This window comes from Clostridium sp. (genome assembly GCF_051278035.1).
Taxonomy (GTDB): domain Bacteria; phylum Bacillota; class Clostridia; order Clostridiales; family Clostridiaceae; genus Clostridium_AD.
This window is the reverse complement of record NZ_JBNMNU010000088.1, coordinates 1-17,772: the sequence shown is the minus strand read 5'-3', so window position 1 is coordinate 17,772 and position 17,772 is coordinate 1. Positions and strand designations below refer to the sequence as shown.

The 17,772-nt window shown below is 28.2% G+C and carries 16 protein-coding genes; 4 read left to right on the top strand and 12 right to left on the bottom strand.

The genetic code is table 11. The annotated features are described in order from the left end of the window. Positions 1-540: 540 nt before the first annotated feature. Entirely contained in the window at positions 541-972 is a 432-nt protein-coding gene (locus ACJAX4_RS13745; protein ID WP_435790027.1) for a Fic family protein, read from the bottom strand. A 204-nt stretch (positions 973-1,176) separates the two neighbouring features. Next, a complete protein-coding gene (locus tag ACJAX4_RS13740) occupies positions 1,177-1,422 on the bottom strand; it encodes an ATP-binding protein (RefSeq protein WP_435790026.1) in 246 nt (81 codons plus the stop codon). A gap of 354 nt (positions 1,423-1,776) precedes the next feature. Between ACJAX4_RS13740 and ACJAX4_RS13735 the strand changes: the two genes are divergently transcribed. After that, positions 1,777-2,130, top strand: a complete 354-nt coding sequence (locus ACJAX4_RS13735) for a hypothetical protein (protein WP_435790025.1) — start codon at positions 1,777-1,779, stop codon at positions 2,128-2,130. 108 nt (positions 2,131-2,238) lie between these two features. Here the strand turns inward: ACJAX4_RS13735 and ACJAX4_RS13730 are convergent, their stop codons facing one another. The 3 genes from ACJAX4_RS13730 to ACJAX4_RS13720 all read right to left on the bottom strand — a co-directional run bounded on the left by ACJAX4_RS13730 (position 2,239) and on the right by ACJAX4_RS13720 (position 3,956). Then, positions 2,239-2,424, bottom strand: a complete 186-nt coding sequence (locus ACJAX4_RS13730; protein ID WP_435790024.1) for an alpha/beta-type small acid-soluble spore protein — start codon at positions 2,422-2,424, stop codon at positions 2,239-2,241. Positions 2,425-2,851: 427 nt separating this feature from the next. Beyond that, positions 2,852-3,556: an RNA polymerase sporulation sigma factor SigK gene (gene sigK, locus ACJAX4_RS13725; RefSeq protein WP_435790023.1), complete on the bottom strand. Its 705-nt coding sequence runs from the start codon at positions 3,554-3,556 to the stop codon at positions 2,852-2,854. A gap of 217 nt (positions 3,557-3,773) precedes the next feature. Next, positions 3,774-3,956 (bottom strand): hypothetical protein, encoded by a 183-nt coding sequence (locus ACJAX4_RS13720; RefSeq protein ID WP_435790022.1) that lies wholly within the window; start codon positions 3,954-3,956, stop codon positions 3,774-3,776. 333 nt (positions 3,957-4,289) lie between these two features. Between ACJAX4_RS13720 and ACJAX4_RS13715 the strand changes: the two genes are divergently transcribed. After that, positions 4,290-4,721, top strand: a complete 432-nt coding sequence (locus ACJAX4_RS13715; RefSeq protein ID WP_435790021.1) for a hypothetical protein — start codon at positions 4,290-4,292, stop codon at positions 4,719-4,721. 138 nt (positions 4,722-4,859) lie between these two features. Here ACJAX4_RS13715 and sigG read toward each other — a convergent pair whose 3' ends face one another. From sigG to ACJAX4_RS13700, 3 genes are all read right to left on the bottom strand, one after another. Further along, positions 4,860-5,633 carry an RNA polymerase sporulation sigma factor SigG gene (sigG, locus tag ACJAX4_RS13710; protein ID WP_435790020.1) on the bottom strand — a complete coding sequence of 258 codons (774 nt, stop codon included), beginning with the start codon at positions 5,631-5,633 and terminating at the stop codon, positions 4,860-4,862. Positions 5,634-5,804: 171 nt separating this feature from the next. Next, entirely contained in the window at positions 5,805-6,623 is an 819-nt protein-coding gene (gene spo0A / locus ACJAX4_RS13705; RefSeq protein ID WP_435790019.1) for a sporulation transcription factor Spo0A, read from the bottom strand. 182 nt (positions 6,624-6,805) lie between these two features. Continuing rightward, positions 6,806-8,815 carry a sensor histidine kinase gene (locus ACJAX4_RS13700; RefSeq protein ID WP_435790018.1) on the bottom strand — a complete coding sequence of 670 codons (2,010 nt, stop codon included), beginning with the start codon at positions 8,813-8,815 and terminating at the stop codon, positions 6,806-6,808. A gap of 356 nt (positions 8,816-9,171) precedes the next feature. Here ACJAX4_RS13700 and ACJAX4_RS13695 point away from each other — a divergent pair, with 356 nt between their 5' ends. Beyond that, a complete protein-coding gene (locus ACJAX4_RS13695) occupies positions 9,172-9,624 on the top strand; it encodes a hypothetical protein (RefSeq protein ID WP_435790017.1) in 453 nt (150 codons plus the stop codon). A gap of 939 nt (positions 9,625-10,563) precedes the next feature. Here the strand turns inward: ACJAX4_RS13695 and ACJAX4_RS13690 are convergent. The 3 genes from ACJAX4_RS13690 to ACJAX4_RS13680 all read right to left on the bottom strand — a co-directional run bounded on the left by ACJAX4_RS13690 (position 10,564) and on the right by ACJAX4_RS13680 (position 13,049). Next, on the bottom strand, positions 10,564-10,926 hold the full coding sequence (locus ACJAX4_RS13690) for a stage III sporulation protein AH (protein ID WP_435790016.1): 363 nt from the start codon (positions 10,924-10,926) through the stop codon (positions 10,564-10,566). 106 nt (positions 10,927-11,032) lie between these two features. Continuing rightward, the gene (locus ACJAX4_RS13685) at positions 11,033-11,218 is read right to left on the bottom strand and encodes a DUF6440 family protein (protein WP_216206109.1); all 186 of its coding nucleotides are present in this window, start codon (positions 11,216-11,218) and stop codon (positions 11,033-11,035) included. A gap of 511 nt (positions 11,219-11,729) precedes the next feature. Then, a complete protein-coding gene (locus tag ACJAX4_RS13680) occupies positions 11,730-13,049 on the bottom strand; it encodes a KAP family P-loop NTPase fold protein (RefSeq protein WP_435790015.1) in 1,320 nt (439 codons plus the stop codon). Positions 13,050-13,560: 511 nt separating this feature from the next. Between ACJAX4_RS13680 and ACJAX4_RS13675 the strand changes: the two genes are divergently transcribed. Further along, on the top strand, positions 13,561-13,959 hold the full coding sequence (locus ACJAX4_RS13675; RefSeq protein ID WP_435790014.1) for a (deoxy)nucleoside triphosphate pyrophosphohydrolase: 399 nt from the start codon (positions 13,561-13,563) through the stop codon (positions 13,957-13,959). An 8-nt stretch (positions 13,960-13,967) separates the two neighbouring features. On the opposite strand, the gene ACJAX4_RS13670 is transcribed toward ACJAX4_RS13675, so the two are convergent. Beyond that, on the bottom strand, positions 13,968-16,868 hold the full coding sequence (locus ACJAX4_RS13670; protein ID WP_435790013.1) for a DEAD/DEAH box helicase: 2,901 nt from the start codon (positions 16,866-16,868) through the stop codon (positions 13,968-13,970). Positions 16,869-17,772 lie beyond the last annotated feature (904 nt).

Here is a 17,772-nt window from a genome sequence, read left to right as displayed (position 1 = left end):
CTGCATCGTGCAGGCTTGTTTGCTATACCTATTTTTATTCCTAACTGCTCTCTGATCTTAAAATTTATAACGCTATAATGACTTTGTACAGAATCAAGTTTTATATATTAGTTTCCGTGACTACTCAAACTTTATTAATTACTTCTATTGTTAAACATTATAACACGATAATATTTATTAATCAATAATCATTATTGCGCTTTATGTTCGTAATTAATTATTTTTTAAATATTACTGCTGTATCTATCCTATCTCAGATAATTCATGATTCTTTTGTTTTAATAAAGTATATTATTACACCAATATTATGCATGGAAGATGGAATCTTCCATGCGGCACAGTGTACAGACTTTGCCTTAAACAAAACCGCCAGCAGTAGTAATTTTATACCTCGTATTTTAGAAGAGTAATTAGTAAACTTTCGTAGAAGAACATTGATGTAGATTTTATGGTGGATGATAATACGGTGGATTGAAGAATATAATGAGTTAGGCGATGACTGGATGTCATCGCCTTGTTATAAATTATTACTATGAAGTATTATCTTCTTTTAGAATAATATTTCTGTTTTGGGCTTGTCGGTTTAGCTGGTATTGTTAATTTCAATAAACCACCTTTAATCAAAGGGTTTAAAATATTCTTTCTGAAATAGTCTCTATTAATAAGGTCCATAAATTCTTGCATTTCGCTTCTGGTTCTTGGCACTCCACAAAACTCCAATAAACCTTTTACTTCTTTATGAGCTTGCATGGTAGCTTGCATGGTAGCTTGCATGGTAACTTGAGACGTCATCGGAATAATCGTCTTAAAAATATCTCCTTCAATGAAGGTGGGCTCAGCGCCAGAGTATATCTTATTGTATTTATAAATATTTCTGACTCCTGATCCCAATTCATCCACCCATCCAATTTCTTTGAAGAACTTTGCTATTGTTGGATTCTTTGGAAATGGTGAAAAGTTCTCAGGATCGATGATACCATTACCATGGGACTTGTTGCTATTTTCAACATTTTTTTATTTATATTCTTTTCATACTCTCTCACCTTTTCATTACCACAAGTTGCTCGCAAGTTAAATTCCGAATAAAAAATATTGATTAATCATCGTTTAGCTCACTTTCTTTATTTAACAACAATACAATATCGACTTATCTGCAAGTTACCAGTAAGTTAAAATTTAAGCCCAGTAAGGAATGTATTTAAAATATCTAGGTGCCGGCAATTGGTATCTTTCTGTTAAAGATACTACCTTGTCAAATCCACTTCCTCTTTCTTCACAAACTCCAATTCTTCTCATAAAAGACGCTAGAGACTCATTTCGTGGTAATAAATTATCTATAAAATCAATCAGTCCCTCAAACCCTGATGCATAACCTTTTCCACCTTCTTGCTCTCTGATTGTTTCATATTTACTATACCTCACCTTTAATTTCTACTCTGATTAAATTCAAGTTCGTATAGAATTTAAGTAAATTATTAAAGTTAATAATATAGCCATAGTTCGTTATTTACATGAAATATGAATTTTATAATTATTATAAATGAAATAATAAAAACCACTTCAAAATGGTTTTTATTAGAAGTGCAAAAGGAGAAGAAAAATTACAGTTTCCTTCTTTTGTATTATTTGTTTAATTATGATAGTATAAGAGATGTTATTTTAACTATGTCTGTCAACTATAGGTTAAAAAAAGAATAAATAGGAAAAAAGAAAATAACTTCAGAGCTACTTTGAAATAAACTGATGATAAGGAATATCTACTAGGGGGAAATATTAATGAATGATTCATACTCAGGCATAAATTCTAATCAGACTCTAGCAACTTCAAAAGAAGCAAATTTAATAATTAAGTTTTTTACTGGTGTAAAGAACGATAATGACGCTCTACAAATGTTGAAAGATGTGCAAGCTCATTACGATAAAAAAGGCGTGTGTTTAGAGATTGATGCCGATGTGTTTTGGTTTTATTTACTAAACCGTAAACCATATCAACAAACTATAAGAAAAACTAAAACTATTAGATATTATGATTTTAAGAAAATAATTAAAATTAAGGAAATAAATAGCTATGAACAATTAGTTGGAGCTGCTAATGATTATAACAATAAATATAAATATTATAAATATTAAATTTTTATCATATTTACTATATATAATGATATTTAATAAGGTACCTATATGTAAACACTTTTTAAAATGTGTTTACACTATAGATACCATTTAATCATTATAATTTAATTATAAGTTCTTTTCGTAAGACTCAACCATTTTTTTAACCATTTGTCCGCCTACAGAACCATTCTCTCTTGAAGTTAAATCTCCATTGTATCCTTCTGAAAGATTAACTCCTACTTCTTTAGCAGCTTCCATTTTAAACTTGTTTAAACCCTCTCTTGCTTGTGGCACTAATGTTTTCTTTGACATATAAATTACCTCCTCTTTATTTAATAATGATTTTCATTTTCATTTGCATTTATATTTTGCGCATTATTATAAAGAATATTCATAGTAATTTATGGTTGATTTAATATAATAAAATAAACAAGGATTATTATGTTAAGAGAATATATTTTGTTTCATACAGTAATCTAAGATAAGGGGCTAGGGTTCAAACCAATATTCACCACTTGTCAACTGCACTTATATGTCATTATAAAGTTTGATATTTCTTGTTATGTTTTACGTTAGGTTAACACTATCTATGTTAGGCGAATGTTGTAGGACCAGTTTCCTTAGCTGATTTCAAAATTTTATAATATAAATAAAAATAACCACTCTCTTGAGGAGAATAGCTATTAACTATAACTTACTTTTCACTAATAATGTACAATTTATAATTACACAATAATTGTTACAATTTATTAGTTCTATTTAATTCCTTTTTAAGCCTCTTTAATGCGCTCTTTTCAATTCTAGAAACATAGGACCTAGAAATTCCTAGAATCAGTGCAATTTCTCTTTGGGTTCTGGGGGGACCATCAGATAATCCATAACGCATTTGAATTATTATTTTTTCTCGATCTTTTAAATCAAAGTTTATTTTATCATAAAGTTTTGTAATTAGTATTTTATTTTCTACTATCTCAAAGATAGAATCCTTCTCGCTACTTAATACATCAATAAGAGATATCTCATTTCCTTCTTTATCAGTGCCAATAGGATCCTGTAGATACACATCCCCTTTCGTTTTCTTATTATTACGAATAAGCATGAGTATCTCATTTTCTATGCACCTTGAAGCGTAGGTGGCAAACCTTACTCCCTTATTTAAATCAAAGGCTTCAATCGCTTTAATAAGCCCCACAGTACCAATTGATATGAGGTCATCTACATCTTTTCCGGGGTAGGAAAATTTTTTCACTATATGTGCAACTAGTCTTAAATTCCGTTCAACGAGTATACCTTTAGCTAATAAATCTCCATCCTTAAACTTTGTTAAATAGGATTTCTCTTCTTCTTCACTTAATGGTTGAGAAAATGTTCCACTACCAGTTATATAAGCTGTTAATAATGTGACATTTCCAATCATATCTAATAGACAATTTATGAAAAACAAAGACGTCCCTCCTAGTATAGCTTATTACTATACTATGATTGATTTTAATAAAATTGCCTGTACATACAATTTTAATTTTTCCGATCTACATATACCGACTTATTTGTTTCCATGAATCCAATATTTAATTCATATAAAAAATTTTGCCTCCATTATGTGCCTACTCTAATGTAATCCTTTCTCTTTTTGCAACCTCGTTTAATTCCTCTCGTTATAGTTATAATGTGTAAATACTATATTCTTCTCTATTTTTTAAAGTTACATTATACCAACTATATCCATTTTTTTCTATGCTAATTCCAAAATACTCTATAAGTTCAACTTCTTCGTTTTCTTCTACTATTTTTAATTCCTCTACTGTTAAAAGTACCCTATTTAATAATTTCATTAATTCTTTCATGATTTTCCCTCCTGATCTTTGATTCCCTTTTATATTTATATTTAAATTTATTTTCTATATTACTTTTAATAAATTTAAATTCTTTATATATTTAGTGCCGGAGTTGTTACATTAAATATATTTGCATATTTTTTTTTCAGTTTAAAATAAAAATTACAATAGTTTAAAATTAAAAGTACTGAAACAGTTGTCATATAAATATACTTAATCGTTAATCCATTTCCATCTATTATTTTAAATTTGTTATTAAATATAAAGTAATAAATGTTAATAATAAAGATATATTTTGTATTAGTGTTAGTCCATTCTATATATATATGAGGAGGTTTATTAATGAATAAAGAATTTAATACAATAAATAGATCATTTGCTAAACAGGAGGTTGGAGCACCATTTTATATAATAGATCGTATCAAAAATGACATATGTGCATGCGATGCATTTGCTTGTTTAGATGCTAATAAGCAATTGGCTCCAGTACTATTTTTAGATAAGAGTTTAGCTGAAAAGGTTGCTAAACTTTTTAATGACGATAGAGCCGTGACAGGTCTTTCAAATTGGCAGTTTAATGCCATATGTTCTGACCATACATCATGTTTGATAGCAACAGATATGGATGAAAAAGGAAATTTATTATCAAGCCTATGCACCGTTGATAAACAAGGAAACATGTCATCAAACCCATGTAACATTGATGAAATAAGATGTGTTTACAATTTAAAGACTACTGATGAATTATATGCAAAACAATTCTGTTGCGATTAATTCAATTATTTAATAAATTCTAACCTCATTAAATAAGAATTCATAAAAAAGGTGTTCATGAACACCTTTTTTATGTTAACTCAATATTATAGTCTTAATTTTTTATATGAATTTATAAAAGGGGCCTGCTATAGGCCCCTATACATATTTTCTCATGTGCTTTAATGCATTTTTTTCAACTCTAGATACCTGTGCTTGGGATATACCTATTTCATCAGCTACTTCCATCTGAGTTCTACCGTTAAAGAACCTCAAATTTAAGACTAATTTTTCCCTATCTTTTAATTTTTTCATTCCCTCTTTAATTGATATATTTTCAATCCAATTATCATCTAAACTTTTAGTATCACTTATTTGATCCATTACATAAATTTCATCTCCACCATCATGATAAATTGGTTGAAATAAAGATACAGGGTCTTGTATAGCAGCTAAAGCGAGTACAACTTCTTCTCGAGTTAATTGTAATTCTTTTGCTATTTGGGTTACAGTTGGTTCTTTATTGTTTTCATTTGTCAACCTCTCTTTAACTTGTAGTGCTTTGTATGCAGTATCCCTCATCGACCTGCTAACCCTTATAGAATTATTATCTCTTAAATATCTTCTGATTTCCCCAATAATCATAGGAATTGCATATGTTGAAAACCTAAGGTTTAAACTTAAATCAAAATTATCAATGGATTTCATTAAACCAATACAACCTACTTGAAATAAATCATCTACGTCTACACCTCTGTTATTGAAACGCTTTATCACACTTAAAATAAGCCTTAAGTTAGCTTGAATAAACTCTTCTCTACACTCATACTCGCCATTTTGTATCCTATATAATAATTCTTTCATTTGTTTTTCTTTTAACTTCGGTAGTTTTGAAGTATTAACTCCACATATCTCTACTTTATTAAACATCATAAGTTCATCATTCCCTTCAAAGTAACTACTTTAAAAGTGTGTCCTTATGATTTATTTAATATACAAGAGACAACCCTACATCATTCATTCGTAACTACAGCGAGAATTTAAAAGTATTATTATTCTCAATTACTCATTTATTGAATTGAAATGTTGGTTTTTTATATACAATTAGCTAACCCTATTGTATAATCTTAACTTGTCAGCTACCATCGCTATAAATTCTGAATTAGTAGGACTGCCCTTTTCATTACGACTAGAATAACCAAAAATTTTATTAATAGTTTCTATTTGTCCTCTATTCCATGCAACCTCTATTGAATGTCTTATTGCTCTTTCTACTTTACTTCCAGTAGTATTAAATTTTTCACCTATTGATGGATATAATTCTTTTGTTACTGCTGATAAAAGGTCAACATCATTCACTACCATGCTTATTGCTTCCCTCACAAACGTATAACCTTTTATATGAGCAGGTATTCCAATTTCATGCATAATATTAGTTATTTGAGCAATCATATCAATATTAGGTGGTTGATTTATATTATTTTTAATTTCAGAACTATCAGCATAAGTAATTATTTTTACTTCATCTTCACTATATATAGTTTTATCTACCATTTCTCTTATTCTTTTAATAAATACTTCCATATTAAAAGGTTTTAAAATAAAGTAATCCGCCCCTAATGACATTGCCCTTTGGGCTATTTTATCCTGACTAACCGCTGATAAGACAATTATTTTTGGCATTGTATCTAAATTCATTGTCTTTAACATTTCTAGAACGCCTAACCCATCAATTTGAGGCATAATTATATCAAGTACTACTAGATCAGGTTGTTTCTCTTTAATCAATTTTATTGTTTCTATTCCATCATGTGCTATTCCAGTAACAACAATATCGTTTTGTTTTAATAAATAATCGCTAAGAATGCTGCAAAATCCTCTGTTGTCATCAGCAATAATTATGTTTATTTTAGATTCTTCCATCTTTGTAATCCCCTTTATTCTTAAGTTAAATACACTACTATTTTATAAGCTCCACAAAACATTATTAAATGCCTCTATTACTCCACACTGTCAAAAAAAATGACATTTTAAATTTTTCCATCCCAACTAAATCCTATACTTTTAGAACTCATTATTAATGGTTCAGTCATATAATAATAAATTTATGAGCAAACATCTGAAAGTTCTACATGTATATTTTGACTGATATTTTTCACCTCGTTATTATATGTTATATCTACATTAAGTGAATTTCTCGAAGGAATCCAAACTGTAAATTTACTACCTTTATCAATTTCACTATCAACATATATACTACCACCATGTAAATCTACAATCGACTTAACTAAACTTAAGCCAATACCCGTACCCTCTACATTCCTTGATATAGATTTATCTACCTGTTTAAACCTATCGAATATTATATCTAAGTATTTATCTTCAATACCAATACCATTATCTTTGACTGATATTTCAATGAACTCATTTTTATCCTTAACATCTATAAATATTTCTCCACCTTCATCTGTAAATTTTATCGCATTTGATATAAGATTTAATACCATCCTCTCTAACTTTTCCGGGTCACAAGCAATATTTTTTTCGTCTATATCAGTGTCAAAAATAATAGATATCCCTTTACTATCAGTAAAATCAGTTACAGACGTTACTATATTTTCTACAACTTCGACAATATTATTATTTGATAGCTCCAATTTGAAGAATCCGGCTTGAATTTTTGATAAATCGACTATATTATTAATGAGTTTGGATATCCTATATGAATTTTGCTTAATTGATTTTATATATTTAACAATTGAACCCTTTTTATCATCAAGTGATCCGCTATTGCAATACATATTAAATAACTGAGCTGTTGCAGATATAACATTAAGTGGTGCTTTAAGATCATGCGATATGTTAACAAGGAATTCTCCCTGTGATTTTAACTCTTCACCCATGACAATATTAGCTTTTATTTCGGCAGTGACATCTATTATTAAAATTAATATTTCTAGGATTTCTCCACCTACTCCAAGCATTGGTTCAAAAATAACGTTCCAATATACTTCGTACCCATCTATCAAATGTTTTTTATTATTTAAATGATTAGTTTTCTTTTCCTTTATTACTTCACCAATACATTTATAATATTCACTTGTTTTAAATGTTCCAGATAAATTTTCGATTTTGGTATCCTTTATTTGATTCATTGATTTAAGATTAGGGACCAATAATTTAATGATACTAAAGGCTTTTTTATTTACATCAACAATTTTAAGATCCGGATATGATATTCTAGCAATAGGTAAATCTAGAGTATCTATCAATGTATACAAAAATTTATATCGACTTTTTGAAGCTTCTAGTTTCTTTTTGAATTCTTCAATTTTTATAGGATCCCCAATTATACTAACGGTCTGTGCTTTTGACTCTACACATTCCTGTTGAGTTAGCTCTTCTTGCAGTTCTGTATTTTGATTTTTATAAACTTTTTCAGTAACCTCAGAAATAGTTTCAAATATATATTTCGTCTTTCCTTTTTCGAAAATAGCTGTTTTTGAAAATCGCCAATAAGTTGTGTTTATTTTTGAATTATCAACTGTATATTCTTTTATATAGCTATTTTTCTGCGATTCAATAACACAGCCCCAAGTAACTTTATCTTGGCTACCCACAAATCCAGGTACAATTTCTCTAATATATTTACCTATATTATTTCCTATTGTTTTAGCTGAACCCACCAAATTAAGATACTTTTGATTTGTTTTAAGCAATACTAAATCTGGCGCACTATAAACAGCTACACCCGATATGTCATCTATAAATGTTTGCGCTTCAAAAATAAGCTTGTCATCAAGCCTTGAATCTTTTTTCTCAAGAAAAGAATACAGCTTTTTATTTGCTTCGCTACAATTGAAAAGTGATATATTCACTTCTCGTGCGTGAAGAGATTTTGTGAATATATATCCTGAATACTTATCATTTATATTATCAAGTAGTATTTGCGAATTTAGTTTCAATATATCTCCAATTACCATAAGTGATTTACCTAACAATTCATTCATCTTAAAACCTGTAAAATCAATAAATTCTTTATTAACCTCTGTTATAATGCCATCACATGTACAAAAATATGGTTCTATTATTATGTTGTTATAAGTATTTTCCAAGACATTACCCCCACTTTTTCAATGTATCTTCGCATAAATTTTATCTGGATAAAATAAATTGGTTACAAAAAAAACTTGCAATGTAAATATTACCATATTTTATTATATATTTATATGCTTTTGATATAATTAATGACTAAACCTCCCTAATTAAATAATATTACAACAAAAATGTAGGCTATTATCATAGAAGAAATGTATACTACTATTTAACTAGAGCAAATCTATTATCTACTATATAAAGCAAAAATTTATATTTCTTATTGCTTAATATGTAAATATATGTTAAATTTATACCAGTATTGAAACATCTACATTTTATATATGGAACGTTATACTACGGGAGGATATCAGTTATGAGAACAATAACGCAGGCTGCTAATGAATTAGGAGTATCGAGGAAGAAAATTTATAATGAGATCGAAAAATTAAATATAAATATCAATAAAAAGAGCAAAAACAACAATATAGAGGACAAAGACTTTCTAGCAATTAAGTGTGATATTCAGGGACAAACAGAAAGCAGTAGTGATTGTGCACAGAAACGTTTGGGAAACGTATTAGAACGTGATAGGAACGCGATGACAGATAGAGAATATATAGACTTGAAAGAGAGAATTTTATTCTTAGAGAAGCAAATTGAAATTAAAGACGAGCAGTTACAAGTTAAAAACTACCAGTTTAATGGATTACTTCAGAATAATTCAAATATGTCTAAAGCACTAAATCTACCTATGAATGAAATTGCGTCTACTAAAATTGAACATGAGATTAAAAAAGGATTTTGGAGTAGAATTTGTGGTAAATAAAAATTTTTGTGTAATATAAATATATAGTTAAATGTTGGAATATTTTAAATACTTCATTCATACCTTATAGTATAGTGTACAAATAAAGTATGAGATAGTTAATAGCCATTCTCCTAAAGAGAGTGGCTATTTTTATGAATTTTTATATTATTATAGCCATAAACTACTATGAATATTGTTTATAATAATAGCCATGATAATAACATCCAAACGATACTGATTATGGAGACTTAACTTCAAGGGAGAATGGTTCTGTAGACGGACATTAGTAAAAAAAATGGTTGAGGCTTACGAAAAAAAATTATAATATATAATAAGAGCGAAAGAATAGGTAGGTGTTTATATATCTCAATAAAACATAAAATCAACAAAGAAGCTGCTGCTAACATTAAAAATTTAGTCAATATGGCAGGAGATAAAACTAGCTTTAGAAAAAGATCTAACACAGCTCCTGTAATAAAAAAGTGGGATTGGGAAAAATCACCGCGTATAGTAACAAAATCAGATCTACAGGATTTATTGTTTAATAAGTGTAACTCTAAGGGCAACTTAATTAAAGTACCCCTTTAATTATTATTGAGGATGATATATTATCAGATAACATGTTATATATTAAACTGATATTTAAACCTTCTTCGTCCACAAAGTTATGATAAATAGCACGCTTGTCCACAAATTAATGTGTACTATTTGTTATTTCATTTGCGGTTTGCTCTTGAGTCATTTTTTTAGCTAACCTCACACTCTTAAGTCTTTCTCCAAAAGTATCCAAAATAAACTCCTCCATAACTATTAAAGGTGATTATTTAGTTTTAATAGTTGTGCCTTAATACGAAGCATTCGAAATAACGATAAATACTATAACCTAACATTTAAACCTTTTATTTGTATAATTTTATCAATTTCTTCTTTGTTTTCTGTAATTATATAACTTTCAAATTAATGAGAAATATTAATTAACCAAGACTTCCCATTCTTTATAAAAGATAAATCCTCTGGTAAGTCTGGCTGCACCCACGAATGTAATGAGTTTGTAACTGTTTTTATTACTGTTCTTGCATTAATATCAGTATTGTAATAATATACTTTAGCAGGTTCTCCTCCTGCCAAGAATGTTCCAGGCCATTCATATTCTTCTTTCACTTCTTTAAGCGAAGATTCTAATTCTTCTAAAAGATAGTCTGCATTCTGATTAAAAAATAAGCTCTTTCTAACTACCAAGATGAAAGTATCACAAACTTCAAAAGCCAAGTCAATTAAATCTCTATAAGCATTATCTTTAGGATCGTTCTCTATAAACATAAAATTCCTCCATTAACTTCATCTTATTACCAGTGTGACTCACTTTATGAAAGATGCCAAATAACTGAGTCTAAAAATATGTTAATTCAATCCTATAAATTGGAATTTATCTATCAACTACTACCTTCCCATCTGAATCTAATAATGGTGTCATTCCATTCATACCAGTTCCAACAGTCGTTAAGTAATTAACTCCTGTCTGAGTATCAACAACAATATATACCGCACCAAATCCTAATGACTGTTCTTCTTTAATAACAAATCTCTTTTCTTTTTTCTCTTTCCCAAACATATAAAATCCCTCCATTAAATTACTATTTATCTGTATGCTATACAAATAGTTTTTACTTTACAATAGAATACCAAGACGAAATAACTTATTAACTATATTATACAATAAATTATTGTTAATTCCTTAGAGTGGGTAAAAAAACATATCATATTCCCTACTTGTTAGTACCTCAAAATTTTTTTTTATGACTGCTTATCAAATAGGAAAGCAATCGCCGAATTTCATTAGCTTTAAGTGAAATCAGGAGTAATTTTATATTGAAAATTGTAGTTAAAAATATCTATTCCATTTTGTATACGCCGTTGATGGATAGGATTAATATTTTCTATTCAAGGTTATGTCGAAATATTTTTGAAATGCGACGTAAAAATACCGTAAAATTCAATTGAATAATACGGTATTTTATGGAGATTATTCGGTTTTATTGATTGTGACGTTTAATAAGAATATTAAATACCTATAATTTCCTCTTTCCTAATACACATTTCTCTGTTATTGTGTAAGAAATATATTAATTTGCAATATAATTAAATATTTCTATTTGTTCTTCTATATATTTATTAACTTTAGAAGCATTACTAATTTTAAATCCTAAATAAGGGTATAAATTTTCCGGCCAATCGATAGGAAAATCTTTTAGTAATTTATCATTATTTCCACAGCTAATCAACTGAAGAAACTCTTTAACTTTTTCTGTTGGTTCACAGATGTTTTTAGGAATAACTATTGTTTTATCATTATTTCCAAGTGAATTACCTTCAAGAATAAACTTTTTGCACAAAATTATATTGTAATAGTCTGGTTCCTTATACTTTAAAGTTATTAAATATAAGAATACTTCTAAAACTGGATAGTCATTCTCTTGCATACCCATTTCTTTATAAGGTCTTAAAGATGTATCTAATACTAGTTTATAATTTTTTAAAATAGAATTAATTTCCCTTAATGAAAGATTTAATTTATCAAAAATATTTGAAATATCATTAATAAACCATGGTTCTTTAAGATATATTAAATCATTATTTTCAAGTACAAATTTTACATAATCTATTATTCTAGGTTTAGGAATTTTAAAATGCAAATCAAAGAAACGTCTTAAATAACCACAAGTATCCATATCTTGTCCATATATTGTTTTTACCGAATGACTTAATTGTTCCATATCAAGAGCTATTATAAAAATAAAATTATTTATATTAAAAAAATGTTTGATTATTTCTAAAGTTTCAATAGAAAAAGTCGGTCTACATCTATCTAATTCATCTATAAAAAATATAATTTTTTTACCATTACTTAATTGTTGAAGAAATTCTATAAAATCGTCTTTCACTCCTTTAAATTCTAAAAAATCATCAAAATATTTATTGCTAGGATTTTCTCTTAGTATCTCGTTTATTTTTTCAGTACTCAAACTATGCTCTGTTATTGAACTTAATATCTCTTGAAACTCATTACCGAATTTTTCTGCAATAATTTTTTTGGTAATACTTTTCCCAACATATTTAAGAAGATTTACAGTTTTCTCTTTCAATTTTTCTCTATTTTTCTGAGATGATTCTTGGTCATATATTTTGTTAATAATAGGCATTAATGCATCTTCACTATAATCACTTTCCCATGCATTATAATGTAAGATTTTAAATTTTTCGCCCTTAAGCATTTCTTTCCATTCGTTTAAAAATGTAGTTTTACCAGTTCCCCACGGAGAATCTAATGCTATTACTAACGACTTATTATCATTTATTAAATGGCTCTCGCTATTTTTTAATATATCAGTTAGATTTTTAGCAAATCTTTCTCTTTTTAAAATATCATTTCCAAACCCACTCATCTTAATCCTCCTATCGTTCAAAAGATAAACCTTTTTAGATTTTTTATTATTACATAGCTATTAAACTGACTTTGGACACTCTTTCTTTATAAACGTAATAGCTCTATTCAATATAAATGACCGCTATATCTGATTTAAATATACAATACATTTATTTTGTGCATCAATTATATTATGATTAGTAAATGTATATAGCATAATATTCTACGATGTCGTCTTAACTAATAGTAATTATAGCATATTTTCTATGTATAATTATCTTTTATTTGTAAAACGTGGTAAATGTTTTTATTTTTCAATACCGTATTATTCAATTTTCAAAGACCATTGTTCGTATTTTCAATTTCGATAGTTACGTCGTCTAATAATCATATTGTACATTAATTATGTATCCTTTAATTATTGTTGTTTTTATATTATAAGGCGTTTATTATGAAAATAATACTTAAAATCACAGCCCTAACTTTTACATTCACCCCTTCTATGCTAAACTTACTTAGAGGTGTTTTATGTGAAGAAATTAATAAAAGTTGTAGGAGCTATTATCGAAAATGAAAATCATGAAATTTTATGCGCCCTTCGATCTCCAAGAATGACTATTCCAAACATGTGGGAGTTCCCTGGTGGTAAAATAGAAGGTAATGAAACTTTAAAAGATGCTATTGAAAGAGAAATAAAAGAAGAACTAGCCTGCGATGTTGAATTTATTGCTCGCTTTAATGATAATACTCACGAATATGATAAGTTTATAGTGAATTTAATTACTGTTAAGTGCCGATTAGTTGCTGGTACTCCTACCATAAGCGAGCATTCAAAACTAATATGGATACATAGAGAGAATTTACTTTCCCTAAATTGGGCCCCAGCGGATATAGCGGCTGTAAATCAGCTTTTATCAGAAAAGGTATAGCAATTTCGCTATACCTTTTTTGTGAATTCTGTATAAATATTTACTGGCATTTCATGTTCTAATTCCATTAGAACAGTTATCGGCTTTTCACCTTCATATCCTGTTACATCACCTTTACCGATGTAAATATAAGGCTCGGAAGCTCCATCAATTTGCTTATACTTCCTTACAAAAATATGCAGGTTAATACCTCTTTGTTTATTGAAAATAATGTTTTTACCTCTTTCTGAACTTTGAGAAGTCGAATTTGGACTTTGCCATTGAAAGTATTTACTATCTATAAATTTATCTTTATAATTTATACTTTCCTTAATATCTTCTTCCTTATGTAAATCTACAAAAAGAAAATATTCTTTTCCATTTGCTATAAGACCACTCCCCCTGAAGGAGCTATGAATTTTAGTATAATTTGAAAGTAGTGCTGCATCTATCATTTGGTATTGTTCATATAACTTAAAAAATGGCACTCCATAATACTTACTTTCAAACTCTTTCTCATATCTTATAAGAGCATAATTTATAACATCTTCAATGTACATTCTATATTTATCATTATATATTACCGTTTTAAAAGCCCATGTACGGCTTAAGACTTCCTCATTAAGATCAAAGCATTTAATATTATTTTTAACTTGAGCTGAATCATAATAATTTTGATTCAAACACTGAAATGCATGAATAATACTATTATCATCTACATCCTTAATATACTTGAATATTTCTTTTTTAGCTTGCTTTAAATTTATTCCTTCATGGCTTAGCAAATATTTAATTACACTAAATTCATATATCCTTTTTATAGGTAACTTTGCTGAAAGTTCTTTAAGAATTTTAAGAAAAGCTTCCTCTTCTAATAATTTTTTTAAAGCTTCATCATTCTCCATTTTAACCACAAACCCAATATAAGTTTTTTCCTTATTTAAAAATTTCAAAGGGTTTGGAGCCCCCTCATACTTTATATAATCCATAAGAAAATATGGAGTTTTTCCACTATTCATCATCTTAAACTCTAAATATTCTTCCTTTAAATATTTCATAGAATTAAAATTTTCGTCAGTTAACTGCTCTAATATTCTTTCCTGAGCAATTCTGTCCATTTGAATATTAGTACATCCAGGTATATTACCAAACTGAGTGGCCACAGCTACCTTTAAACTGTCTTTATCATAATACCTTGAACCATTTAATGCTATTGCTATTAAAAACACTTTTTTATGATTTCCTATAAAATCTAATACAGTTAAAAAAGATTTTTCTTTATGATTTCTAAGCCCTCTTCCTAGCTGTTGTATAAATATTATAGGTGAGTTAGTTGGTCTAAGCATTAATACTAAATTAATAGATGGTATATCCACACCTTCATTAAAAATATCCACAGTAAATATAATTTCTAAGTCGTCGTCATCTGATTCTAGTTTCTTTATATAATATATTCTTTCATTTGCTGAATTTACTCCTGTTAAGCATATACTTTTTATCCCTCTTTTATTAAATTCAGCTGCCATATACTCAGCATGATCAATACTTGCACAGAAGCCTACCCCTTTACGTTTCTCTCCATCGTAGCCGTAAAACTCCATCTTATCCACAATAAAGTCAACTCTCTCATTAACCTTTAATCTTTTAGCTATTTCATTTGTATCCTGAACATTCACATCACTTAAGTCAATACCCTCAATATCAGATATTCCAAAGTAATGAAAAGGAATAACAAGCCCCAGCTCTAAGGCTTCCCTAAGTCTTAATTCTAAAGCCACATTACCACCAAAAATATCAAATATATTTCCTCCATCACATCTTTCTGGGGTTGCAGTCATACCAAGTAAAAACCTTGGTTTGAAATACTCCATAACTTTTTCATAAGAAGGGCTAGAAGCATGGTGAGCCTCATCAACAATTATATATTCAAACTCGTCCGGCTTAAAATTTTCAAGATTATTATTCATTGATTGTATAGTTGAAAATAGATAATCCGCATTCAAATCTTTACTTGTACCAGTTAAAAGACCTGTAGTTTTACTTTTATTCTTAACTAATTTCTTAAAGGTTTCCTCTGCACTTCTTAATATTTCTTCCCTATGTACCAAGAAAAGCAACTTTTCAGGTTTATAGCTTACAGCATCAAATGCTGACATATATGTTTTTCCTGTACCTGTAGCAGCAATAACCAATGCTTTAACTTCACCAGCAGCTCTTAATCTACTTAAATTATCCATAGCTTTCTTTTGCATATGGTTAGGCTTAATTAATTGATAATTACTAAAGTCTAAATTTTTGCCTTCTCCAGTTTTTTTAATCTCCTTTAGAAAATTACTATAACTATTAATAAAGTCATCATCTACAATAGAAGTTACTTCCCATAAACTTAAATACTCTTCCAAGACCTCACGGGTAAAGCTATCATTTTTCTTAGAAATAACTTTAACATTCCACTCTACATTACTCTTTAAGGCTCTTTGAGTTATATTAGAAGATCCTATAATTATTTTGTATTCCTCTTTATTCTCAAAAATATAGGCTTTAGTATGAAAGCCCATGTCACTCGTCGCCACAAAAACCTTTAGATCAATATTATTAAACTTAGTTATCCTCTCAAGGGCCTTTGGTTCAGTAAAATTAAGATATGTAGATGTTAGTATCTTGCCCTTTACGCCTCTTTCTTCAAGCTCTCTAAAGCTATCTAGTAAAAGCTGAAGTCCACTAAAATTAATAAATGCTACACTGAAATAAAACTTCTCACAGTCATTTAAGCATCTCTTAAGCTCATCTAATAGGTTACCTTTTTCTGAATTCACTATTAGCTTGTTATTCACTAGTAATTTAGTATCTTCTATTCCTTTATGTTTAAGGTCAACAAGAGCGAGTTGCTGATTTTCTTTAATATTTATTTTGTTAAATATTGAATTCATCTTATCCCCCGTAATTTAGTATGTATTTTCAAAGAATATTTCTTTTACCTTGTGTTGTTATTTTTTTTCAGCTACTTCCCTTAGTATACAATCAATCAATTACTTGAACTGCTGACATATCTCTGAAATCTATAGTCATTCTAAAATATCATCTTTGTATATATCAATTTTCCCGTAAAATATATTTCTTAATTGTATCCGAGATGTAATTATTATTGCACTTAATTGGAAATTATTCCTTCTTTAATTTTACCACTATCATATACGCTTTTGTTATTTATTTTAGAAACGATAAACTCAGTAACCATTATAGTTACTAAGTTTTTATATTACATAGGAGAGAATTCGAACCTGCAACCAACTGGTTCATAAAGTAACGTTTTAAACAATTTAAAACAGCCCTTAGAATAGTTAACTACTCACTTTATTTTTTAAGTTATACATGTCTATCCTATTTATTTTAAACTATAAGGTGCAAAAACGGCAAATTTAATTTACCCTTATCTAGTTATTAATCAAGTAAGTTTTTAATAATTTCTATAAATATGAGCTCCCCTAAGATTAATTTATAACACTCATCTTCATAAATGCTTTCTACCGGAAATCACCATTTAAATGCTGATTCAATACTTCCATTATTTAAATTCCTTTTTTAGAATTAACATGTTTTTTTTCAATTGTTTTACATTGCATTGTAAAAAATACAATGATGCAATATAATTGTATTTGATTCCAATTTATTAGAGTAGTCACGGAAACTAATATGTAAAACTTGATTTTGTATAGAATCATTATAGCGCTATAAATTTTATGTTCAGAGAGTAGTTAGGAATAAAAATAGGCATAGCAAACAAGCCTACAAGATGCAGGAACTTTTTAAAAAAATATTTAATTATCAAACAGC

What these genes read in the sequence shown, in the direction of transcription:
- sigG (WP_435790020.1), bottom strand. Translation starts at nt 5,633, where the DNA reads ATGATGTTTAATAAAGTAGAGATATGTGGAGTTAATACTTCAAAACTA.
- ACJAX4_RS13715 (WP_435790021.1), top strand. Translation starts at nt 4,290, where the DNA reads ATGAATAAAGAATTTAATACAATAAATAGATCATTTGCTAAACAGGAG.
- ACJAX4_RS13690 (WP_435790016.1), bottom strand. Translation starts at nt 10,926, where the DNA reads ATGTTTATAGAGAACGATCCTAAAGATAATGCTTATAGAGATTTAATT.
- ACJAX4_RS13680 (WP_435790015.1), bottom strand. Translation starts at nt 13,049, where the DNA reads ATGAGTGGGTTTGGAAATGATATTTTAAAAAGAGAAAGATTTGCTAAA.
- ACJAX4_RS13670 (WP_435790013.1), bottom strand. Translation starts at nt 16,868, where the DNA reads ATGAATTCAATATTTAACAAAATAAATATTAAAGAAAATCAGCAACTC.
- ACJAX4_RS13730 (WP_435790024.1), bottom strand. Translation starts at nt 2,424, where the DNA reads ATGTCAAAGAAAACATTAGTGCCACAAGCAAGAGAGGGTTTAAACAAG.
- ACJAX4_RS13720 (WP_435790022.1), bottom strand. Translation starts at nt 3,956, where the DNA reads ATGAAAGAATTAATGAAATTATTAAATAGGGTACTTTTAACAGTAGAG.
- ACJAX4_RS13695 (WP_435790017.1), top strand. Translation starts at nt 9,172, where the DNA reads ATGAGAACAATAACGCAGGCTGCTAATGAATTAGGAGTATCGAGGAAG.
- ACJAX4_RS13735 (WP_435790025.1), top strand. Translation starts at nt 1,777, where the DNA reads ATGAATGATTCATACTCAGGCATAAATTCTAATCAGACTCTAGCAACT.
- spo0A (WP_435790019.1), bottom strand. Translation starts at nt 6,623, where the DNA reads ATGGAAGAATCTAAAATAAACATAATTATTGCTGATGACAACAGAGGA.
- ACJAX4_RS13685 (WP_216206109.1), bottom strand. Translation starts at nt 11,218, where the DNA reads ATGTTTGGGAAAGAGAAAAAAGAAAAGAGATTTGTTATTAAAGAAGAA.